Origin of the sequence: Nitratireductor aquibiodomus NL21 = JCM 21793, from assembly GCF_000615975.1 — a bacterium.
GTDB lineage: Bacteria > Pseudomonadota > Alphaproteobacteria > Rhizobiales > Rhizobiaceae > Nitratireductor > Nitratireductor aquibiodomus.
In genome coordinates this window covers 21,598-42,981 of sequence record NZ_BAMP01000012.1, presented here as the reverse complement: position 1 = coordinate 42,981, position 21,384 = coordinate 21,598, and the positions used below count along the sequence as shown (strand labels likewise).

Annotated in this window: 17 protein-coding genes and 5 pseudogenes; 13 read left to right on the top strand and 9 right to left on the bottom strand. The window is 61.5% G+C overall.

From position 1 onward, the window contains the following. Positions 1 to 42 precede the first annotated feature (42 nt). The 7 genes and pseudogenes from trpA to JCM21793_RS24345 form a co-directional block, all read right to left on the bottom strand. On the bottom strand, positions 43 to 882 hold the full coding sequence (trpA, locus tag JCM21793_RS05500; RefSeq protein WP_025029711.1) for a tryptophan synthase subunit alpha: 840 nt from the start codon (positions 880 to 882) through the stop codon (positions 43 to 45). 114 nt (positions 883 to 996) lie between these two features. Then, positions 997 to 1,239, bottom strand: coding sequence for a hypothetical protein (locus tag JCM21793_RS05495; protein WP_007007162.1), 243 nt, complete (start codon positions 1,237 to 1,239; stop codon positions 997 to 999). 2 nt (positions 1,240 to 1,241) lie between these two features. Beyond that, positions 1,242 to 2,462, bottom strand: coding sequence for a tryptophan synthase subunit beta (gene trpB / locus JCM21793_RS05490; protein ID WP_025029710.1), 1,221 nt, complete (start codon positions 2,460 to 2,462; stop codon positions 1,242 to 1,244). A gap of 10 nt (positions 2,463 to 2,472) precedes the next feature. Next, positions 2,473 to 3,138, bottom strand: a complete 666-nt coding sequence (locus JCM21793_RS05485; protein WP_025029709.1) for a phosphoribosylanthranilate isomerase — start codon at positions 3,136 to 3,138, stop codon at positions 2,473 to 2,475. 104 nt (positions 3,139 to 3,242) lie between these two features. Continuing rightward, positions 3,243 to 4,007, bottom strand: coding sequence for a M48 family metallopeptidase (locus tag JCM21793_RS05480; RefSeq protein WP_025029708.1), 765 nt, complete (start codon positions 4,005 to 4,007; stop codon positions 3,243 to 3,245). Positions 4,008 to 4,101: 94 nt separating this feature from the next. Then, positions 4,102 to 4,532: pseudogene (locus tag JCM21793_RS24350) on the bottom strand (DUF2852 domain-containing protein). Positions 4,533 to 4,694: 162 nt separating this feature from the next. Next, positions 4,695 to 5,467, bottom strand: a pseudogene (locus tag JCM21793_RS24345) (alpha/beta hydrolase). Positions 5,468 to 5,646: 179 nt separating this feature from the next. On the opposite strand from JCM21793_RS24345, the gene infC reads away from it, so the two are divergent. From infC to pheT, 7 genes and pseudogenes are all read left to right on the top strand, one after another. Beyond that, on the top strand, positions 5,647 to 6,189 hold the full coding sequence (infC, locus tag JCM21793_RS05460; RefSeq protein WP_081487733.1) for a translation initiation factor IF-3: 543 nt from the start codon (positions 5,647 to 5,649) through the stop codon (positions 6,187 to 6,189). A 161-nt stretch (positions 6,190 to 6,350) separates the two neighbouring features. Next, positions 6,351 to 6,985: pseudogene (locus JCM21793_RS24340) on the top strand (methyltransferase family protein). A gap of 200 nt (positions 6,986 to 7,185) precedes the next feature. Beyond that, on the top strand, positions 7,186 to 7,386 hold the full coding sequence (rpmI, locus tag JCM21793_RS05450) for a 50S ribosomal protein L35 (protein ID WP_007009054.1): 201 nt from the start codon (positions 7,186 to 7,188) through the stop codon (positions 7,384 to 7,386). A 37-nt stretch (positions 7,387 to 7,423) separates the two neighbouring features. After that, positions 7,424 to 7,825, top strand: a complete 402-nt coding sequence (gene rplT, locus JCM21793_RS05445) for a 50S ribosomal protein L20 (protein WP_025029706.1) — start codon at positions 7,424 to 7,426, stop codon at positions 7,823 to 7,825. A gap of 86 nt (positions 7,826 to 7,911) precedes the next feature. Further along, a complete protein-coding gene (locus JCM21793_RS05440) occupies positions 7,912 to 8,799 on the top strand; it encodes a BUD32 family EKC/KEOPS complex subunit (protein WP_025029705.1) in 888 nt (295 codons plus the stop codon). Beyond that, positions 8,796 to 9,878, top strand: a pseudogene (gene pheS, locus JCM21793_RS24335) (phenylalanine--tRNA ligase subunit alpha). The gene JCM21793_RS05440 and the pseudogene pheS overlap by 4 nt, the downstream one beginning before the upstream one ends. A gap of 12 nt (positions 9,879 to 9,890) precedes the next feature. After that, positions 9,891 to 12,296 carry a phenylalanine--tRNA ligase subunit beta gene (gene pheT, locus JCM21793_RS05430; RefSeq protein ID WP_025029704.1) on the top strand — a complete coding sequence of 802 codons (2,406 nt, stop codon included), beginning with the start codon at positions 9,891 to 9,893 and terminating at the stop codon, positions 12,294 to 12,296. Positions 12,297 to 12,445: 149 nt separating this feature from the next. On the opposite strand, the gene rhuM is transcribed toward pheT, so the two are convergent. Further along, positions 12,446 to 13,201, bottom strand: coding sequence for a RhuM family protein (rhuM, locus tag JCM21793_RS24330; RefSeq protein WP_244423475.1), 756 nt, complete (start codon positions 13,199 to 13,201; stop codon positions 12,446 to 12,448). Between the two features lie 335 nt (positions 13,202 to 13,536). On the opposite strand from rhuM, the gene JCM21793_RS05420 reads away from it, so the two are divergent. After that, on the top strand, positions 13,537 to 14,565 hold the full coding sequence (locus tag JCM21793_RS05420) for a Gfo/Idh/MocA family protein (protein ID WP_025029703.1): 1,029 nt from the start codon (positions 13,537 to 13,539) through the stop codon (positions 14,563 to 14,565). Here JCM21793_RS05420 and JCM21793_RS05415 read toward each other — a convergent pair. Then, entirely contained in the window at positions 14,537 to 15,058 is a 522-nt protein-coding gene (locus tag JCM21793_RS05415; RefSeq protein ID WP_100213198.1) for a cell wall hydrolase, read from the bottom strand. The genes JCM21793_RS05420 and JCM21793_RS05415 overlap by 29 nt on opposite strands. Before the next feature lie 452 nt (positions 15,059 to 15,510). Here JCM21793_RS05415 and dnaK point away from each other — a divergent pair, with 452 nt between their 5' ends. The 5 genes and pseudogenes from dnaK (at position 15,511) to JCM21793_RS24320 (ending at position 21,371) form a co-directional block, all read left to right on the top strand. Continuing rightward, entirely contained in the window at positions 15,511 to 17,424 is a 1,914-nt protein-coding gene (gene dnaK, locus JCM21793_RS05405; protein WP_025029701.1) for a molecular chaperone DnaK, read from the top strand. Between the two features lie 150 nt (positions 17,425 to 17,574). After that, complete coding sequence (locus tag JCM21793_RS24325) at positions 17,575 to 18,654, top strand: acyltransferase family protein (RefSeq protein WP_244439671.1); 1,080 nt, start codon at positions 17,575 to 17,577, stop codon at positions 18,652 to 18,654. Positions 18,655 to 18,808: 154 nt separating this feature from the next. Then, positions 18,809 to 19,936, top strand: coding sequence for a molecular chaperone DnaJ (dnaJ, locus tag JCM21793_RS05395; protein ID WP_025029700.1), 1,128 nt, complete (start codon positions 18,809 to 18,811; stop codon positions 19,934 to 19,936). Between the two features lie 112 nt (positions 19,937 to 20,048). Further along, entirely contained in the window at positions 20,049 to 20,666 is a 618-nt protein-coding gene (gene pmtA, locus JCM21793_RS05390) for a phospholipid N-methyltransferase PmtA (protein WP_025029699.1), read from the top strand. 115 nt (positions 20,667 to 20,781) lie between these two features. Continuing rightward, a pseudogene (locus JCM21793_RS24320) lies at positions 20,782 to 21,371 on the top strand (NADPH-dependent FMN reductase). Positions 21,372 to 21,384: the final 13 nt, after the last annotated feature.

The following is a 21,384-nucleotide window of genomic DNA, read 5'->3' as shown; positions in this document are numbered from 1 at the left end:
TCCATATGCCTTTTTTCTTACCGCATACCGAGGATGCGCCAATTATCGGGCAGCAGCAAGGCGCGCTTCCCGCACGCCGTCCGCCAGCCCCTTCACAAGAGTTGCGACGGCCTCTGCGGGGTCTTCGATCCGCTTGCCGTTCGCGTCATAGCACTGCGCGATGGCCGCAACGATGGCGCTGCCGACCACAACACCGTCCGCCGCCTCGCCAATCGCCCTGGCCTGACGCGCCGTCTTCACGCCGAAGCCCACGCAGATCGGCAGATCCGTGTGTTCCTTGATGCGCGAAACCGCCGCCGAAACATTGTTCGTGTCCGGCAGGGCCGAGCCCGTCACACCCGTCATCGACACGTAATAGACGAAGCCCGACGTGTTCTCCAGCACCTTCGGCAGCCGCTCTTCGTCGGTCGTCGGTGTTGCAAGGCGAATGAAATTCAGCCCGGCCTTGATGGCTGGAACGCAAAGCTCCTGATCCATCTCCGGCGGCAGGTCGACGATGATGAGCCCGTCAATGCCGGCCTCCTTCGCGTCGGAGAGGAAGCGCTCAACCCCATAGATGTAGATCGGGTTGTAATAGCCCATCATCACGATGGGCGTGTCGTCGTCATCCCGGCGGAAGTCACGTGCCATCTGCAGCGTTTTCGCCAGCGTCTGCCCGCCCTTGAGCGCGCGCAGGCCGGCGGCCTGAATGGCCGGGCCATCGGCCATGGGGTCGGAGAAGGGCATGCCCAGTTCGATCACGTCGCTGCCGGCCGCAGGCAGCGCCTTCATGATCGAGAGCGAGGTCTCATAATCCGGGTCGCCGCCCATGAAATAGGTCACGAGTGCGGGGCGGTTTTCTTCCTTCAGCCGCGCGAAGCGGCGGTCAATGCGGGTGATCATGATGGTTCCGGGTCCTCGTACGTCCAGCGCGGCGCCCCCACGCCGTCTTGCAGTCCTTGCGGTTGCAGCGGCCTCTACGCTCGATCACGAACGCGGCAATGCAATGCGACCAGCTTATCCCTCAGCGTGTTCGCGGATTTCAATGGTGACGGCAAAGGCATAGAAGCCATCGCGCTCGATCCGGCTTTTCGCCTCTTCAGGGTCGAAGGCGATGCGCGGCGCGCCGTCATCGGCCACATGGGTCAGGAAAGCAAGGTTCTGGCTCTCCCTTATCCCCTTCGGATTTTCCCTATCGTCGTCCTGGCGAATGGCCACGTAGTGGTGCAGGTTTTGCTTGGAGCGATAGATTTCGAACATGCTTACATCTCCATGCCGAGCATCTTTCCAACGGTGTGGACGTCCTTGTCCCCGCGCCCGGAGAAATTGACGATCATGATCTGGTCCTTGCCCATGGTCGGCGCGAGCTTGATCGCATGGGCAATCGCATGGGCCGATTCCAGCGCCGGGATGATCCCCTCAAGACGCGTCGTCATCTGGAACGCCTCGATCGCCTCATCGTCCAGAATGGGCGAATAGATCACACGGCCCGTATCCTTCAGCCAGCTGTGCTCCGGCCCAACGCCAGGATAATCGAGCCCCGCAGAGACCGAATGCCCGTCGAGGATCTGCCCGTCGTCATTCTGCAGAAGATAAGTGCGGTTGCCATGCAGCACACCGGGGCGGCCCGCCGTCATGGAGGCGCAGTGCTCGTCACCCTCCAGCCCGTGTCCGCCGGCCTCGACGCCGTGGATTTCCACCTGGCGGTCATCAAGGAAGGGGTGGAACAGGCCGATGGCGTTCGAGCCGCCGCCCACTGCCGCCACGATGGCGTCGGGCAGCCGGCCTTCGAGCTCCTGGATCTGCTCGCGCGCTTCCGTGCCGATCACCGATTGCAGGTCGCGCACCAGTTCGGGATAGGGATGCGGGCCTGCTGCGGTGCCGATCAGGTAATAGGTGTCCTCGACATTGGTCACCCAGTCGCGCAGTGCCTCGTTCATGGCGTCTTTCAGCGTGCCGTGGCCGGAAGAGACCGGCTTCACCTCGGCGCCCAGAAGATGCATGCGGAAGACATTCGGCTTCTGCCGCTCCACGTCTGTCGCGCCCATATAGACCACGCAGGGCAGGCCGAAGCGGGCGGCCACGGTGGCAGAGGCCACGCCATGCTGGCCGGCGCCGGTCTCGGCGATGATGCGGGTCTTGCCCATGCGCTTGGCGAGCAGGATCTGGCCGAGGCAGTTGTTGATCTTGTGCGAACCGGTGTGGTTCAGATCCTCGCGCTTGAAGTAGATCTTCGCGCCGCCCAGATGCTCGGTCAGGCGTTCGGCGAAATAGAGCGGCGAGGGGCGGCCCGTATAATGACGGCCCAGATGCTCAAGCTCGGCGCGAAACGCCGGGTCGTCCTTGGCCTCGTTCCAGTGCTTCTCCAGATCGAGGATCAGCGGCATCAGCGTCTCGGCCACAAACCGGCCGCCGAAGATCCCATACATGCCCTCATCGTCAGGGCCGATCCGGAAGGAATTGGGTTCTGCCGGTTTGTTCAAGGCGTTCTCCTCATGCCGGAGCCGTGTCGGTTTCAAGCGCCAGCCGGACGGCGGCGAAGAACGCGCGTATCAGTTCCGGATCTTTCTCGCCGGGCGCGCTTTCAACGCCAGACGAAATGTCTATTCCGCGCGGCGACACGGCTTTCAGAGCCGCACCGATATTGGCCGCATTCAGGCCACCGGAAAGCATGTAATCGACAGTATCGTCAAGGCCCGCCAGAAGCTGCCAGTCGAAGGACACACCATTGCCGCCGGGAAGCTCGGATCCTTTCGGCGGCTTGGCGTCGAACAGGAAACGGTCGGCGACGCCGCGATAGGCCGCGATCCGCTCCAGATCGGTCGCCTCGCGGATGGCGAACGCCTTCATCACCGGCAGGCCGTAGCGCGCTTTCACCTCGGCGACACGCTCCGGGCTTTCACCGCCATGAAGCTGCAGAATATCAGGCCGGACCGCGCTCACAATGGCATCCAGTCCCGCATCATCGGCATTGACCGTGACGGCAACAGCCTTTGCGCGGCCAAGGGCTGCTTTTCGCAGGCTTGCAGCCGTATCGGCCTCCACATGGCGAGGGCTTTTCTCGAAGAAAATAAAGCCGATATGGCTCGCACCGCCATCGAGTGCTGCCGCCATGGCATCTTCGGTCTTCAGCCCGCAGATTTTCACGTCGAGTGTCATAACAGGGAAGTGGCACGAAATGGCGGCGGAGTCGAGGCAGGAGGCGGTCGCGCCAGGCGCCCAACGCCCCAGAAACCCGCGCCCCTGCCTGGCGCGACCGTGGCTCACTCGAAACCGATGGCCTGCAGGGCGGTGCCGTTGCGCTTCAGCCAGTCCCTGCAGCGATCGGTTTCAGGGCAGAGCTCGCGACAGAGCTTCCAGAAGCGGGCGCCGTGGTTCATCTCTTTCAGATGCGCAACCTCATGGGCGACCAGATAGTCGATCACCAGCGGCGGGGCCATCATGATGCGCCAGGAAAAGGAGAGCGCACCGTCGGAGGTGCATGACCCCCAGCGGCTCTTCGTATCACGGAAGCGGATGGCGCGGGCGCGTTTGCCGATTGATGCGGTATGTTTTGCCACCAGCGCCTCGATGTCGCGCTTGGCCTCGCGCTTCAGGAGATCGGCGACCCGGCGCGGCAGGCGTTCCCCATCACCCGGTACAATGAGCACAGGGCCCCCCTCCTGCACGACAAGCCGCGCGGCACCCCGACCCGCAGGATCGTGCACGATGAGATGCGGCAGACCACGCACAGGGATCTTGATGCCCGGCCGGACCAGAGGACGCTCAGGCAGTTTTTTAAGCTTTTCCTCAAGCCAGCCGGTGTGGCGGTCAAGAAACTCTTCAACCTCGCGGGAGCGGGAGAGACCCCGCGGCACGGTAACGCGAAGCCCACGCCCACCCGGCTCGATGCGCAGGGTGAGACGCCTTGCTCTGGCATTTTCGACAATGCGCAGCGGCAGTTCGCGCCCGGCAACGCGGTGCATGCGCTCGGCCGGAGGAGCCGCCACTTTCAGCCCGATCATCTTGTTGAGGAAACCAAGCGCCATTGGAGAAGGATAAGCGATTCGCGGAGAAAAACGCGCAAAGAAAACGGCACCTCAATGAGATGCCGTTTCAACCGTTTACCTGCCATCCAACAGATCAGTCTTCGTCGGTCACATCCGGGACGGACTCGCCGCGGCCCGATTTGCGACCCTTGTTGCGTTCGTTCATGAAACGATCGAACTCTTCCTGATCCTTGGCCCGGCGCAGCTCGCGCATATAATCGTCGAACTCGTCGCGCATCTCGTCAAGCTTGCGGCGTTCCTCGGCGAGGCGCTCCAGCTCTTTCGTGCGCCAGTCGTCAAAGGCAACGTTGCCTGTAAACGCATGGCGTTTTGATGCACGCCGGCAGCCGGCAAAGACTTCATCGGTTTTTCGGTTCACGTCCTTCTTGAACTCCCCGAGCCGGTCACCCCACAGAATGTAGGCGAGCATGGCGAGCCGAGCGGCCAGAACACCATGAAACCCACCACCATCAGAGCAATCGTCGCAGGCGTCCAGGCGGGACGGATAAGCGCAGAATTTGTCATGTTCACCCGTTCCTTTCCTTGAGCATGCAACCCCCGGGAAGCTGCATGATTTCGAGATGGGTGCTGTTTTCCCAGATTCAAGGAATTGATAAACGAGAATCGCGCAAATCATTGTTTTTTCGATATTTATTTGCGCAGTTCCGCGACATCCCGGCAACCGGGCTAAACGACACGGTCCACCAAACCTTCCAGTGACCGCAGGATCAGGGCTATGTCCTGCGGTCTGGAAAGCCGGTGGTCGCCGTCGCCAATGAGCGACAGGGTGACGTCGTCTGCCGGCAGATGCTCGGTCAGCCGCATGGCATGGGTGAAGGGGACATCGGGATCGGCCTTGCCTGAAGGATATGGACGGGGCAGTGGGTATCGAGAATGCCATTGAGCACCAGGTTGCGCTTGCCGTCTTCAAACAACGCGCGCGTATAGATGTAGGGCTCGTCGGAATATTCGGAAGGTTCTTCCATATAGCCCTTCTCCTCAAGCTCCCGCCGATTTGCGTCAGACAGTTTGGGCTCGACCAGTTCGCTGGTGAAATCGGGAGCGGGAGCCAGAAGCAGAAGGCCGGCGAGACGGTCGCCCTCACCTGCCCGGTGCAGTTCCTGCGCCATGCGGAGCGCGATCCACGCCCCCATGGACGATCCGACGAGGATCTGCGGCCCTTTCGTGAGAGCCCGGAGGACACAAAGGCTCTGCTCCAGCCATAGCGAGATCGTGCCATCCATGAATGCACCGCCGGATTCACCGTGACCGGAATAATCATGCCGCAGGAAGGCGTGCCCCTGTTCAGCGGCCCAGGCGTCCAGCGCCCCGGCCTTGGTGCCGAGCATGTCGGACTTGTAGCCGCCCAGCCAGACGACGCCCGGTGCGCGGCCCTCCCGACGCCGGTATGCGATCTGCGTCTCGCCGATCGTCAGAAAGCTCGCCCTGCCGTCATTCATCAACTGTCTCCCATGCCGGAACCAACCATCGATCACACGCATTCCCATTCAGGCAAAACGAGAAACGTGATTCTTTTGACCTTATATGCTATTGACACTTCACCTGCCGAGACGACATACGCCTCGGCCTGAAGACAATGCCGTAACCAGTGATTTAACAATTCGAGGAGATCACGACCATTCGCAGACCATTCAAAGCGCCGCCTCAGAAAGTAGAAGGCCCGCGCGCAAACCGCGACATCCGGGTTCCCCAGATTCAGCTCATCGACGACGAAGGCAACAACCGTGGCGTTCTCGACACGGAAGACGCCCTGCGTCTTGCCGAGGAAGCCGGCCTTGACCTGGTCGAGGTGGCATCCAACGCCAAGCCGCCCGTGTGCAAGATCACCGATCTTGGCAAGATGAAGTATCAGAGCCAGAAGAAGGCTGCCGAGGCGCGCAAGAAGCAGAAGACCATCGAGATCAAGGAGATCAAGATGCGTCCGAACATCGACACCCATGATTATGAGGTGAAGATGAAGGCCGTGCGCCGCTTCTTCGAGGCTGGCGACAAGGTCAAGCTGACGCTGCGTTTCCGCGGCCGCGAAATGGCGCATATGGAACTCGGCATGCAGCTCCTCAACCGTGTCAAGGAAGAGGTCGAGCCCATCGCAAAGGTGGAAGCCGAGCCGAAGCTCGAAGGCCGTCAGATGATGATGGTCCTGGCGCCGCGCACCACCTGATTGGCACTGCGCCCTTAAAGACGCACACCAACACGACAACAAGCCGGGGCTCGCTCCGGCTTTTTCTTTCGCAAATGCGCCGCATTCTTTCCCTACGCGTGGCCCCGTGCGCCCAGGAGCATGCACGGCGCTGTGGCAAACCATCATCCGGGGATATGAGAATGTCGATCCATCAAATTGCGCTGGGGCAGTTCCAGCGCCTGCGCATCGCGAGTTTCTGGCTCATCGCGGCGCTGCTATGTGGCTTCGTTCTCTTCTTCCACTCGGGCTGGGCGCACTATCAACCTCTCGGCATCGATATCGAGGAGATCATCGAGATCGCGGGCCTTGGTCTGATCGGCATCGCCATCGCGGGCAGACTCTGGTGCACGCTTTACATTGGCGGGCGCAAGGCTGCGGAACTTGTGCAGGATGGACCTTATTCCATGACGCGCAATCCGCTCTATCTCTTCTCCACCCTTGGAGCCATGGGGGTCGGCGCCCAGACCGGAAGCATGGTGGCTGCGGCGATCTGCGGCGTGCTGGCGGCCTTTATTCTCAGCATCACCACACGCCGGGAAGAACACCACCTGCGCGAAACATTCGGCGAGGCCTATGAGGCCTATCTGGCACGCGTGCCGGGCTTCATCCCGAACCCGAAGCTCTTCCACGATCCAAAGACACTGACCATTCTGCCCGAGCGGCTCTATGGCACGCTGCGGGACGGCTGATCTTCTTCCTGGCCATGCCGGCCTTCGAGCTGGTGGAGTATGTTCAGGATCTCGGACTGCTGCCCATACTGTTCCGTCTCTACTGAGCCGGCGCCGCCACGCGGTCAAATCAGGAGTTGCGCAAACCGCCCGCCGCCGCTATAAGGCCGCGTTCCTGGACCGGCCGGCAGGGCATGCCGTGGCGGTCCCTAATGCTGAAATGCGCATGCGCGACACTGTGAGAAGCCGACGCCACCCGGCGCGCTTTTTACGCAGATCGACGCAGGCGAAAGAACGGAGAAGCAAAATGCCCAAGATGAAGACGAAGTCTTCTGTCAAGAAGCGGTTCAAGGTAACCGCCACCGGCAAGGTGAAAGTCGCAGCCGCTGGCAAGCGCCACGGCATGATCAAGCGTTCCAACAAGTTCATCCGCGATGCCCGCGGCACGATGGTTCTTTCCGATCCCGATACGAAGATCGTGAAGAAGTTCATGCCCTACGGCCTGTGATCGCAGGAACCCGGAACAGATTTAAGGAGATCATGTCATGGCACGCGTAAAGAGGGGCGTTACCGCCCACGCCAAGCACAAGAAGGTCATGAAAGCCGCCAAGGGTTTCTACGGCCGTCGCAAGAACACCATTCGCATCGCCAAGCAGGCGGTCGAGAAGTCGCTGCAGTACGCCTACCGCGATCGCAAGGCCCGCAAGCGCAATTTCCGCGCTCTGTGGATCCAGCGCATCAACGCCGGCGCGCGCGAACACGGCCTGACCTATGGCCGCTTCATCGACGGCCTCAACAAGGCCGGCATCGAGATCGACCGCAAGGTTCTGGCCGACATGGCCGTGCATGAGCCGCAGGCCTTCGCCGCTCTGGTGAAGAAGTCCAAGGAAGCGCTCGTGTACCTCAAGGACACCACCCCGAATGCTTTTGAAAGCGCTGTCGCTTAAGGCTAGCGCTTCCCGAAGCAAACAGGTTTAATTCGGGAAACCCGCGCTGGCAGGGCTGGCGCGGGTTTTTCTTTGCGATGAAGACCATGAACAACGAAACGACAAGCGAAAAGGACGTGCTTTCGCCGGCGGCGACGGCGGAGCTCCTGCGCCTGCTCATCACCGGTGAGCGTCAGCGCGTTTCGTCAACTGTGCTGGACGGGCATACCGTCTGGATCAAACGCTATGACGTAGAGCGGCAACCGGCGGCCAAATGGCTGCATACGACACTGACGCCGCTGATGCCCGCCGCCTTTCTACGCGCCTCACCCAGCACCAACACAGCAACCGCCATCGAGCGCGAAGTGCGCAAGCTTGAAGCGTTCCGCGAGGCAGGGCTGCCGACGGCGAAACTGCTTTTCCGCAACGACCGGGTTCTGGTTCTGTCAAATGTCGCGCCCATCGCGCAGAGCGAGCTCGACATGCTCGCGCGCCATGGCGAGGACGGCGCCCATGACGGGCTTCTGGTGCAGGCAGCGGAGGCGTTGCGCAGGGCACATGGCCTTGGCCTGTGCCATGGCAGGCCGCACCCGCGCGACATGTTCATCACCAGCGACGGCCGCTGGGGCTTTGTCGACTTCGAAGAGGAGCCCGAAGCCGCCATGCCGCTGGCCACGGCGCAGGCGCGCGATGTGTGGCTTCTGTTCCTGCAGATCTGCATGCAGGCGAAGCGGCCCGACACGCCGCAAATGGCATTCGATGCCTATTTCGCCGAGCCGCCGCGGCTGGTGGCGGAAGAACTGCGGCGGATCATCCGATTTTTCGCGCCGCTCATCCCCCTTCTTGGCGCAATCGAGCACTGGGGGCTTGGCAGCGACGGCAAGCGCGTGTTGAAAGCAACACGGTTTTTGAAAACGGCTCTCGGCAACGCGGCGGCCACGCCCGCGGAAATGAGCCAGCACGACATCAAACCCAAAAAGGGCTACGAGGCATGAGCGAACTCGAGGAACTGGAAAAGACCATCGCCGGGCAGATTGAGACTGCCGCCGACGAGCAGGAGATCGAGGCAGTGCGCGTCGCCACGCTCGGCAAGAAGGGCTCGGTCTCGCAGATGCTGAAGACGCTCGGCTCCATGTCTCCGGAAGAGCGGCAGGTGATGGGCCCTGCAATCAACGGGCTGAAGGCGCGCGTCACCGAAGCGCTGACTGAACGGCGCGACGCACTGCGCAACGCCGCCATCGACGCACGGCTCCAGCGCGAAAAGGTGGATGTCACCCTGCCGGTGCGGCGGGCACCCGCCGAGCGCGGCCGCATCCACCCGATCAGCCAGGTCATCGACGAGATCACCGCCATCTTCGCAGACATGGGTTTTTCCATCGCCGAAGGACCGGACATCGAGACCGACTATTACAATTTCACGGCGCTGAATTTCCCTGAAGGCCACCCGGCCCGCGAGATGCACGACACCTTCTTCTTCCCGCCGGATGAGAAGGGTGAGCGCAAGCTTCTGCGCACGCACACCTCGCCGGTGCAGATCCACACGATGGAAGCCCAGGAACCGCCGATCCGCATTGTCATACCCGGCAAGACCTACCGGCAGGATTCGGACGCGACCCACTCGCCCATGTTCCACCAGCTCGAAGCTGGTGATCGACAGGACGGCCAATGTCGCCAACATGAAATGGGTCCTCCAGGAGTTCTGCAAGGCGTTCTTCGAAGTGCCGCAGCTGAACATGCGCTTCCGACCGTCCTTCTTCCCCTTCACCGAGCCGAGCCTGGAAGTGGACATCCAGTGCGACCGCTCGCAGCCGGGCGAAGTGCGCTTCGGCGAGGGCAATGACTGGATGGAGATCCTCGGCTGCGGCATGGTGCACCCCAATGTGCTGCGCGCCTGCAATCTCGATCCAGACGAATACCAGGGCTTCGCCTGGGGCATGGGAATCGACCGCATCGCCACGCTGAAATACGGCATGCCGGACCTGCGCGACTATTTCGACGCCGATGTGCGCTGGATTGAGCATTACGCTTCCGCCCGCTGGACCTGCCGACACTATTCGGCGGATTGAGCGCCTAAGGAGATAGACCAATGAAATTCACGCTCTCCTGGCTCAAGGAGCACCTTGAGACCGATGCCACGCTCGACGAGATCGTCGAAAAGCTCACCATGATCGGCCTCGAGGTCGAGGAGGTGGACGACAAGGCCTCGCTGAAGCCTTTCGTGATCGCAAAGGTTCTGACCGCCGAGCAGCATCCCGATGCCGACCGGCTGCGCGTGCTTTCCGTCGACACGGGCGACGGAAAGCCGGTGCAGGTGGTGTGCGGTGCGCCCAATGCGCGTGCCGGTCTCGTCGGTGCCTTTGCCGCGCCCGGGACCTATGTGCCTGGCATCGACGTCACGCTCTCGGTCGGCAAGATCCGCGGCGTGGAAAGCCACGGCATGATGTGCTCGGAACGCGAATTGCAGATGTCGGAGGAGCATGACGGCATCATCGACCTGCCCGAAGACGCCCCTGTCGGCACCTCCTTCGCAAGCTGGGCGAAGCTCGACGATCCGGTGATCGAGATCGGCCTGACGCCGAACCGGCCAGACTGTACCGGCGTTCATGGCATTGCGCGCGATCTGGCAGCCGCAGGCCTCGGCACGCTGAAGAATGCACCCATCGCGCCGGTGGCGGGCAAGGGGGCCTGCCCGGTCGAACTCGCCATCGAAGCGCCGGAGCTTTGCCCCGGTTTCGCGCTGCGGCTCGTGCGTGGCGTGAAGAACGGCCCCTCGCCAAAATGGATGCAACAGCGCCTCGCGGCCATCGGCCTGCGTCCCATCAATGCGCTGGTCGACATCACCAATTATGTGACCTTCGACCGGGGACGCCCGCTCCACGTCTTCGACGCCGCCAAGGTGAAAGGCAATCTCACCGTGCGCCGCGCCAGGGATGGCGAGGCGGTGCAGGCGCTCGACGAGCGCGAATACAAGCTGACGCCGGAAATGTGCGTCATTGCCGACGAAAACGGCGTGGAATCCATTGCCGGCATAATGGGTGGCGAGCATTCGGGCTGCGATGAGAACACCACGGATGTGCTGATCGAATCCGCCCTGTGGGACGCGATGAACATCGCCCGTACGGGCCGCGATCTCGGCATTATCACCGATGCGCGCTATCGCTTCGAACGTGGCGTCGACCCGGAGATGATGGAACCCGGCCTGGAGCTTGCCACGCAGCTCGTTCTCGACCTGTGCGGCGGTGAGCCGAGCGAAAGCCGCGTGGTTGGATACAAAGGCTATGAGCCTCGCAGCATCACCTTCCCGGTGAGCGAGGTGAAGCGCCTGACCGGCCTTGAGGTTTCAAGCGCCGAGAGCAAAGATATTCTCAACCGCCTCGGCTTCGCCTCCACCGGCGATGGCGATGTGCTGGAAGTGTCAGTGCCGTCCTGGCGACCCGACATCGACGGCAAGGCCGATCTGGTGGAAGAGGTGATGCGCATTCACGGGGTCAACGAGATTGCGCCGCAGCCCCTGCCCTCCCATGGCGCGGTCAACGGCCAGATCCTCACCGTTCTGCAAAACCGCACCCGCAATGCGCGGCGCGCGCTGGCCGTGCGCGGCATGATGGAGGCGGTCACCTGGACCTTCATCGACGAGGCCCAGGCAAAGCTCTTCGGCGGTGGCGATGCGTCGCTGAAGCTCTCCAACCCCATTGCCGCCTCCATGTCGGACATGCGCCCCTCGCTTCTCCCGGGCCTCATCGCAGCCGCCCAGCGCAATGCCGCGCGTGGCTACGCCGATGTGGCGTTGTTCGAGGTGTCGAGCACTTATGAGAACGACAGCTATGCAGGCCAGCGCCGTGTGGCGGGCGGCATTCGCCGCGGCACAGCGGTGATGGACGGTGCGGGACGCCACTGGTCGGGCAACAGCGCCTCCGTCGGCGTGTTCGATGCCAAGGCCGATGCGCTGGCGGCCCTTGAGGCTGCGGGCGCTCCAGTGGACAAGTTGCAGATCGTTGCAGGCGGCCCCGACTGGTATCACCCCGGTCGCTCGGGAACGATCCGTCTTGGACCGAAGATCGTGCTCGCCGCATTCGGCGAAATCCACCCACGCACGCTGGAAGCGCTGGATGCCGAAGGACCGATCTGCGGTTTCGAGGTGTTCCTCGACGCGATCCCCGAGCCGAAGGCCAAGGCAACACGCACCAAGCCGCGTCTCGACCTTTCGCCCTTCCAGCTCGTGCGGCGCGATTTCGCCTTCGTGGTCGACAAGTCGGTGGAGGCAGCAACCATCGAGCGGGCGGCGGCGGCGGCCGACAAGAAGCTCGTCACCGGTGTGCGGGTGTTCGACATCTTTGAAGGCCCCTCGCTCGGTGAAGACAAGAAGTCCGTTGCCATCGAAGTCTCGATCCAGCCGCGCGACAAGACGCTGACGGATGAGGAACTGGAAGCCATCGCCGGCCGCATCGTCGCCAATGTCGGCAAACAGACCGGCGGCACGCTGCGGGGCTGATTGCGTTCAGCGGCGCCCTTTCGGCAGCCGTTTCGCTTCGCGGACGAGCACAGCAATGTGCTCGTCCGCTTTTTTGTGGCGCTCGATCTTTTGCTGTTCAGAAAACCGCTCGAATTCCGCGCGCGCATGATCCTTTGCAGTATCCGCGCTCACACTGCCGCCCGATCGCAGGACGCTCCGGCCAAGACTTTCCAACTGTTTGTCGAGCAAACGCGACGCATCGTCCATGACAACCAATCGACCAGCTTGGCCTGATCCTCGAAGATATCCAGAAGGATGGTGGTCAGGCGGTTGAGTTCACCGATTTCGGCCTCGGCAAGATAGTTCTTGGAGACGGTTACGTCCCGCTTACGCATCTTATCGCCCGGCCAGCTTTGCAGCCCCATATTCTCGACCTGATGATCAGCACGCGCCATCACCAACTCCGAGGGTGTCTGAGAAACAACTGCATAGATCAGCTTGGCCTGCGTTTTCTGGAAGAAGCCCTGCGCCCTGGCGGTGCTGCCGTCATAGTCTTGACAGAGAGCGCAGATGGCTTGCAGTTCACGATAGACATTGGCCTCATCTGAGCGAATGTCACGGATGATCTCCCGCAATTCGGCGATGCGGTCGCGCTCCTGCTTGAGGCGCGCTGAATCCACCACAAAGCCGCTGCGCGCAAACTGAACCAGAATGCCGGTTGCCCAGCGCCGGAACAGCGTGGCCTGTGCGGAGGAAACCCGATAGCCGACTGAAATGATCATGTCGAGGCTGTAGAGCGTGACTGGTTTTGTCGACCGAGCAATTTGCATTTTTTGCAAATTGCTCTCCTGCTCCAGCTCCCCTTCGGCGATCACATTCGAAATGTGCCGGGATATGACGGAAACGTCGCGCCCGAAAAGTCGGGCGATCTGCTCCTGCGTCATCCAGAGCGTTTCGCCCTCGTATCGAATATCGAGCCGCAGCCCCCTTTCACCATCGTAGATCAGAAACCGGTCTCCGGTTTCCGCATCTTCCACAAGATGGACGGGTTCATCCACTGACATACGCCTCTCCAAGGGGTTTTCAGAACATTAGCAGAACAAAAAGGCGTGCGAAACCTTGTCAGTTTTCAACCCCCGGCATAGAGCGGATCACCGTTTCATAGAAACGCTTCTCCGCTCAATCCTTCCCTCTCTTCCCGCATTTGTGCGGACGTCAGGTGATTCCACCTGACTGCAAAATGCTCTATGTGTTGCTGCGCAAAACAGGAGGAAAGTGCATGTTCCGTTGGGGCGTTCTTTCGACGGCCAGGATTGGTCGCGAGCAGGTTATTCCGCAGATTCAGGATTCGGAAAACGGCGTCGTGACGGCGATCGCCAGCCGCGATGCCGCGCGGGCGGAAGCGGTGGCAGCACGTTTTGGCATACCGCATGTGTTTTCTTCCTATGACGCGCTTCTCGCCTCACCCGATGTGGATGGCGTCTATATTCCGTTGCCGACTTCCGACCATGTTGCCTTTGCCATCAAGGCGGCGGATGCCGGAAAGCACGTTCTGGTGGAAAAGCCGCTGGCGCTCGACGCCAAGGACATTGCCCGCGTCATTGAGGCGCGCGACCGCAACAATGTCGTCGTCTCGGAAGCCTTCATGGTCACCTATCACCCGCAATGGCACAAGGTGCGCGATCTGATCGCCGAAGGCGCGATCGGACGGTTGCGGCATGTGCAGGGCGTGTTCTGCTACCACAATGTCGATCCCGACAACATGCGCAACAAGCCGGAGCTTGGCGGTGGCGGTCTTCCCGACATCGGCGTCTATCCGACGGTGACCACGCGCTTTGCCACCGGGCTGGAGCCCGAACGCGTGCAGGCCATGGTCGAGCGCGATCCCAACTTCGGCACCGACATCTATTCAAGCGTCAAGGCCGATTTCGGCTCCTTCGAGCTGAGCTTCTATGTGTCGACACAGATGGCACTTCGCCAGAGCATGCTGTTCCACGGCGACAGGGGCTTCATCGAGGTCAATGCGCCCTTCAACACACCCGATTACGGCGACACGCGGGTGACGATGTTCAGCGCCGATCACAACAGCGCCAGCGTCCACCGCTTTCCCCGTGCACGGCAATACCGACTGCAGGCGGAAGCCATCGTGCTGGCCGCGCAGGGGGAAAAAGTGCCGATCTTTACGCTTGAGGATTCGGTGAAGAACCAGAAGCTGATCGATGCCATCTATCGCGCTGCTGGCCATGATGCTGGGAGGCCGTTTAAGAACCCAGCTGCATTCAGGCCTTATCCCCGCCCTTTCCGGTGAAGAAGATGTGTCTTCCGATCCGCCCCAGCCTGTGCAGACGCCGCGCCCACCCAGGCCGCACATAGCTGGCGTGATAGTGCGTGGCCGCGCTCACGGCGTGCAGGCCGCCATCCTCCGATCCGGCTTCGACGCGACAGTCTGGCGTGCAGTTCTGCATGGAAACGGCGATTTCCTGCGCAAGACGCCATGGCCGCTTTTCCTTTGGGAGAAGAGCGATACCGGTGCATGTGAAAGAGAACTGGCAGCGATATGGCCTGTGCGCATTCTGAAACACCACGCCGCAGATGGTATGGGGAAACGACGGCGAGCGAACACGGTTCACGATCACCATTGCAACTGCCCTCTGTCCGCTCAGAGGCTCGCCCCGCGCTTCGTGATAGACGGCGGCGGAGAGGCAGGTCGCTTCGACCTCCCTTTTGAGCGCCGGCAACACTGCCCGGAAAGCCGAACGCCGCTGCGCATGAGAACCCTTGTCTATTACGTCCGCAACCATGCTGGAGGCGGCCGGGAACAGGGTGGCGGGCTCCCATGCCGGAATCGCCTGAAACAAAGAAGAAACGTACAATCCCCCAGACACGAGACTTTCTGCGAGCATCGACACTCCTGCGGGCACCGAGCCGATGCCACACCCGTCTGCCCCCCAGACGAAGAGCACTCACACAACCTTTGCGCGCAAACAAATTGGCTTTGCTTCAAATGTCGATATGCATGGCCGGCGCGCCCGGGGCGGGGCTGGTGGAGACGCGCGTTGCCGAACCGAGGGCCGGTTCGTTCCAAATCGAGGCAAATCCCGCCTTGCGTTGCAAAAATAGCGTTCTTATATACGCCCGGAAGCTGTTCGGCGCGTTTCACTCAGAGATGCGGCCGCAGCAAATTCGTGTGAACAGGGGCTGTCATCTGGAACGCCGGAATGGGTCCTGACAGTCTGCTTTGCGGAGAGAAGACATGGCAAAAGTTATCGGTATCGACCTCGGAACAACCAATTCCTGCGTCGCCGTCATGGACGGCAAGGACGCCAAGGTTATTGAGAACGCGGAAGGTGCACGCACCACGCCGTCCATCGTGGCCTTCACGGATTCGGACGAGCGTCTGGTCGGCCAGCCGGCGAAGCGCCAGGCGGTCACCAACCCGGAAAACACCCTTTTTGCAATCAAGCGCCTGATCGGCCGCCGCTTCTCCGACCCCACGGTCGAGAAGGACAAGAAGCTGGTCCCCTATAAGATCATCAAGGCCGACAATGGCGATGCCTGGGTCGAGGCGCATGGCAAGACCTATTCGCCCTCGCAGATCTCGGCGATGACGCTGCAGAAGATGAAGGAAACGGCTGAATCCTATCTCGGCGAGAAGGTCGAGAAGGCGGTGATCACCGTTCCTGCCTACTTCAACGACGCCCAGCGTCAGGCCACCAAGGATGCCGGCAAGATCGCCGGCCTTGAAGTGCTGCGCATCATCAACGAGCCGACTGCGGCCGCCCTCGCCTACGGTCTCGACAAGAAGGACGGCAAGACCATCGCCGTCTACGACCTTGGCGGCGGCACGTTCGACGTCTCGATCCTGGAGATCGGCGATGGCGTGTTCGAGGTGAAATCCACCAATGGCGACACGTTCCTTGGCGGTGAAGACTTCGACATGCGTCTGGTCGAATATCTCGCGGCCGAGTTCAAGAAAGAGCAGGGCATTGACCTGCAGCAGGACAAGCTGGCTCTCCAGCGCCTCAAAGAGGCTGCCGAGAAAGCCAAGATCGAGCTGTCGTCCGCGTCGCAGACCGAAATCAACCTGCCCTTCATCACCGCCGACCAGTCGGGTCCGAAGCACCTGACCATGAAGCTCACCCGCGCCAAGTTCGAGAGCCTCGTCGAGGATCTGGTCAAGCGCACGGTCGAGCCCTGCAAGGCGGCGCTCAAGGATGCCGGCATGAATGCCGGCGAGATCGACGAAGTGGTTCTGGTCGGCGGCATGACCCGCATGCCGAAGGTTCAGGAAACCGTGAAGAGCTTCTTCGGCAAGGAGCCGCACAAGGGTGTGAACCCGGATGAGGTGGTCGCCATGGGTGCCGCCATTCAGGCCGGCGTTCTGCAGGGCGACGTGAAGGACGTTCTGCTGCTCGACGTGACCCCGCTTTCGCTGGGCATTGAGACGCTGGGCGGCGTGTTCACCCGCCTGATCGACCGCAACACGACGATCCCGACCAAGAAGAGCCAGGTCTTCTCGACCGCCGAGGACAACCAGAATGCGGTGACCATCAACGTGTTCCAGGGCGAACGCGAAATGGCCGCCGACAACAAGAGCCTCGGCCGCTTCGACCTGACCGGCCTTCCGCCCGCACCGCGCGGCGTGCCGCAGATCGAGGTCACGTTCGACATCGACGCCAACGGCATCGTGAACGTGTCCGCGAAGGACAAGGGCACCGGCAAGGAGCAGGCGATCCGCATTCAGGCTTCAGGCGGTCTCAGCGACGACGAGATCGAGAACATGGTGAAGGATGCCGAATCCAACGCCGAGGCCGACAAGAAGCGCCGCGAGGCGGTTGAAGCCAAGAACCAGGCCGAAGCCCTCATCCACTCGACCGAGAAGTCGCTCGGCGAATATGGCGACAAGGTCTCCGAGGAAGAGAAGAAGGCTATCGAAGATGCTCTCGCCGAGCTGAAGACCGCTGTCGAAGGCGACGACGCCGAGGACATCAAGGCCAAGACCAACACGCTCGCCGAGGCTTCCATGAAGCTCGGTCAGGCCATGTACGAGGCCAGCCAGGCAGAAGCGGCAGAGGCAGACGCTGCTGCCGATGCAAAAGCCTCCGGCGACGATGTCGTGGATGCCGATTTCGAGGAAATCGACGAAGACGACAAGAAGTCGGCCTGAACACCCTGACAGAACGACCAGAAAAGCCCGGGATTTGCGTCCCGGGCTTTTTCACATCTTCTTAAACCTCCTCCCAATAGACTTGCCGGCAAAATAAAAACTGCGGATTGGCCAGGGGAGGCTAATGATCCGGTACCGGCTCTTCGAGATATGGCGCTTTGTCGCGGCGCTGTTGATCATGCTCTACCATTCGGGCATTTCGCGCCCGGTGAAGGGCTTGCCCTGAAAAACGAACTGGCGCCGCTCAGGCCGTTGCTCGACATGTTCTTCATCATATCGGGCTTTCTGATCTTCGCGCGTTATGGAGAGCAGGTCCGCGATGCCCGGAGCTACGGTATCTATCTCTACAAGCGACTGATCCGCCTTTACCCGCTCCATCTCGCCACGCTCTCCTATTTCGTTCTGATCGGCCTTCTCGTCTCCGTGGGCGTCTTGCGTACGGGTGGGGAGCCGCAGCTCTACGACTGGAGCGCGCTGCCTTCGAACCTGTTGCTCATACAGGCCTGGGGGGTGGAAGACAGGCTCTCCTTCAACTTTGTCTCCTGGTCGCTTTCGGCGGAGTGGTTTGCCTATCTCCTGCTGCCCGTCATCATCCTCGCCTTTCGCCGTGCCGGACTTGCCGGCCTCTTCGTCCTGCTTGTTGCCTGCTATGCGGTGCTTGAGCTGATGGTGCACACGGGTGTGATGCCGTTCGAAAGCTGGGTCATGGCCGATACCTGGGGCGCGTACCGCACCTTCGCCGATTTTGTTCTGGGCGCCCTGCTCGCGGTTCTCGTGCGCCGCTCTGCCGTGACGGTTTCAGCGCGGTGGCCCGCCTGGGCCGCCATCCTGCTTGCCTGCGCCTCCATGCTGCTGCAGCTGAACATCTATGTGACGCTGCTCCTGCTGGCGGTCGCTGTCTTCCTGGCGGGGCTTGTTGAGCGCAACGATCCTGAAAGGTACAGCTATCCGGCCTTCCTGCGCCCGGCCGCCGCGGTCTCGTTTGGTGTTTATCTCTGGCATCCGGTTACCGAGAGCCTCTTTTATTCCTATCTGTGGAGCCATCACATTCAGTCGCATTCCATTGCGCTTTTCTTTGGCTATACGGGCTTTGTCATGCTGCTCACCGTGATCGTCGCCATGGCGTCTTTCCGCTTCTTCGAAAACACGCTGTCCGGATACCTGTTGCGGGCCGCCGGTCTTGCACGGCCCAGCCCCGCTCCGGCCAGGCCCGCAGCCGAGACAAACTGAAATCGGCTCCATGCAGCCAGATGGAGCCTCTGTCTCATTCCCATGGCTGGCAATCTCATGAAAACTATGGCATTCGCTGTCGCGAATACCTAAATAACGGGCACTGATCGGGGAACGGTGTTCGCTCCAGATAGACTATGCGGGACTCTCATTGATGAAGGCAGATTTTTACGAGACGCTCAGCGTGTCGAGAAACGCCGACGAGAAGGAACTTAAAAGCGCTTTTCGCAAGCTCGCCATGCGGTACCATCCTGACCGCAATCCGGGCGACGACGAAGCCGAGCAGAAGTTCAAGGAAGTCAACGAAGCCTACGAGACGCTGCGCGATCCTCAGAAGCGGGCAGCCTATGACCAGTTCGGTCACGCCGCTTTCGAGAATGGCGGGATGGGCGGCCGTGGTGGCTTCGGTGGCGGCGGCGGCGGATTCGCCGATATATTCGAAGACATTTTCGGCGACATGATGGGCGGCGGCGGACGACGCCGCGGTGGCCGCCAGCATGGCGCGGATCTGCGCTTCAACATGGAAATCACCCTCGAAGAGGCTTTCACGGGCAAGACGGGGCAGATCCGCGTGCCGACGGCCGTGGCCTGTGACGACTGTGCCGGCACGGGCGCGAAGCCCGGCACCTCTCCGACACAGTGCCAGATGTGCCACGGCTCCGGCCGCGTGCGCGCCGCGCAGGGCTTCTTCTCCATCGAGCGCACCTGTCCGACCTGTCAGGGGCGTGGCGAAACCATTTCCGACCCCTGCCCAAAATGCTCCGGACAGGGACGCGTAGCCGAGGAGCGGTCGCTCTCGGTCAACATTCCCGCCGGCATCGAAGACGGCACACGCATCCGCCTTGCGGGTGAAGGCGAAGCGGGCCTGCGCGGCGGACCGGCCGGCGATCTCTACATCTTCCTTTCGGTCAAGCCGCACGAGTTCTTCCAGCGCGACGGTGCGGACCTTTACTGCAAGGTTCCCATCTCGATGACCACGGCGGCGCTGGGTGGCGCATTTGAGGTCACCACGCTCGATGGGACCCAGACCCGAGTGAAGGTGCCCGAGGGCACCCAGAACGGACGACAGTTCCGCCTGAGCGGAAAGGGCATGCCGGTTCTCCGGCAACCCAAGGTCGGTGATCTCTACATTCAGGTGGCCGTAGAAACGCCGCAAAACCTCACCAAGAAGCAACGGGAGCTTCTTGAGGAGTTCGAGAACATTTCTTCCAAGGAGAACAGTCCCCAGTCGGCTGGCTTCTTCTCGCGGATGAAGGACTTCTTCGAATCCTTCGGTGAGTAGCCAAACCATGCTAAGAGGAACCACCGGGCCGGTTGCCCGGTTGCTCCTATGCGGCCGGGCATTCTGACAGGGCTGCAGGGAGATCGGGAACGTGACGGAGGACGCCGGGAAGATGAACAAGGGCTTGGATGTGCGCAAGGCCATCGCGGATCGCTTTGGAGAAGAGCTGCGTTTCTTTCGCGGCTGGATCGAGCAGCCCAAGGCCGTCGGCTCCATCATTCCCACAAGCAGTGTAACGGCGAGGCGAATGGCCTCGGTCATCAACACGGGTTCCGGCCTGCCGGTTCTTGAGGTAGGCCCCGGCACGGGCGTCATCACGAAGGCCATTCTGGCCCATGGCGTGAAGCCCGATAACCTCTATGCGGTCGAATACTCTCCGGATTTCGTCAAGCACCTGCGGGAAACCTATCCTGGAGTCAACGTCATTCAGGGCGACGCGTTCAACCTGGACCAGACGCTGACGCAGGCCCTGGGAGACACGGCGCCACAGGTCTTCGACAGCGTCATCTCCGGAGTGCCCTTGCTCAACTTCCCCGTTGAAGCGCGCATCGCCTATCTGGATTCCCTGCTTGATCGCATTCCCGACGGGCGCCCCGTGATACAGCTCACCTACGGACCGAAATCGCCGATCCCGCCCGGACAGGGCGATTATACGGTCGAGCATTTCGATTTCGTGCTGCGCAACATTCCGCCGACGCAGCTCTGGGTCTACCGCCGCGGCAAACACTGATTCTTCACTCCGCCTCCTGACCTAACCGCCCCGCCCGCCGCAAGGCCCGGGTTCGGGGCCTGTTCATCCACGCCGACATTGGCTATACGGCTCTCTCAAAAAGGAGCTGTGGCCAATGACCCCCAAGATTCTGGTGTTCGCGGGATCGATCCGCACCGGCGCCTTTAGCGGCCAGACTGCCGACGCCGCCATGAAAGAGCTCGCACAGCAGGCGCCGAGGTGACGCGCATCTCGCTGGCGGACTACCCGCTTCCCATCATGGATCAGGATCTGGAGAAGGAGAAAGGCATTCCCGAGAATGCCTACAGACTCGGCCGGCTGATCGCCGCGCATGACGGTGTGCTGATCGCCAGCCCGGAATACAACGCCTCCATCCCGCCTCTGTTGAAGAACACCATCGACTGGGTAAGCCGCATCTCGAAGGACGGTGGAAAGCCACTGCGCCCATGGGCTGGAAAGTCCATCGGGCTCTGCTCCTCCTCAGACGGCAATTTCGCCGGTATACGCGGGCTCTATCACCTGCGTGCCGTGCTGATGAACTGCAAGGCCGACATCATCACGCAGCAGTGCTCCGTTGCCCGCGCACAGGACGCCTTCGACGAGAATGGCGACTTCAGGGATGACCGCACGCGCGGGATGATGGAAGCCGTGTGCAGCAGCCTGATCGAACACGCCAGATTGACATCGACAAGAGTGGGAGCCTGACCTTATGAGCGAA

Bases quoted from the DNA above. Each gene is read 5' to 3' on its own strand.
- trpA (WP_025029711.1), bottom strand. From the start codon at position 882: ATGATCACCCGCATTGACCGCCGCTTCGCGCGGCTGAAGGAAGAAAAC.
- JCM21793_RS05495 (WP_007007162.1), bottom strand. From the start codon at position 1,239: ATGTTCGAAATCTATCGCTCCAAGCAAAACCTGCACCACTACGTGGCC.
- JCM21793_RS05485 (WP_025029709.1), bottom strand. From the start codon at position 3,138: ATGACACTCGACGTGAAAATCTGCGGGCTGAAGACCGAAGATGCCATG.
- JCM21793_RS05480 (WP_025029708.1), bottom strand. From the start codon at position 4,007: ATGGCGCTTGGTTTCCTCAACAAGATGATCGGGCTGAAAGTGGCGGCT.
- rpmI (WP_007009054.1), top strand. From the start codon at position 7,186: ATGCCCAAGATGAAGACGAAGTCTTCTGTCAAGAAGCGGTTCAAGGTA.
- rplT (WP_025029706.1), top strand. From the start codon at position 7,424: ATGGCACGCGTAAAGAGGGGCGTTACCGCCCACGCCAAGCACAAGAAG.
- JCM21793_RS05440 (WP_025029705.1), top strand. From the start codon at position 7,912: ATGAACAACGAAACGACAAGCGAAAAGGACGTGCTTTCGCCGGCGGCG.
- pheT (WP_025029704.1), top strand. From the start codon at position 9,891: ATGAAATTCACGCTCTCCTGGCTCAAGGAGCACCTTGAGACCGATGCC.
- rhuM (WP_244423475.1), bottom strand. From the start codon at position 13,201: ATGACGCAGGAGCAGATCGCCCGACTTTTCGGGCGCGACGTTTCCGTC.
- JCM21793_RS05420 (WP_025029703.1), top strand. From the start codon at position 13,537: ATGTTCCGTTGGGGCGTTCTTTCGACGGCCAGGATTGGTCGCGAGCAG.
- JCM21793_RS05415 (WP_100213198.1), bottom strand. From the start codon at position 15,058: ATGGTTGCGGACGTAATAGACAAGGGTTCTCATGCGCAGCGGCGTTCG.
- dnaK (WP_025029701.1), top strand. From the start codon at position 15,511: ATGGCAAAAGTTATCGGTATCGACCTCGGAACAACCAATTCCTGCGTC.
- JCM21793_RS24325 (WP_244439671.1), top strand. From the start codon at position 17,575: ATGGCGCTTTGTCGCGGCGCTGTTGATCATGCTCTACCATTCGGGCAT.
- dnaJ (WP_025029700.1), top strand. From the start codon at position 18,809: ATGAAGGCAGATTTTTACGAGACGCTCAGCGTGTCGAGAAACGCCGAC.
- pmtA (WP_025029699.1), top strand. From the start codon at position 20,049: ATGAACAAGGGCTTGGATGTGCGCAAGGCCATCGCGGATCGCTTTGGA.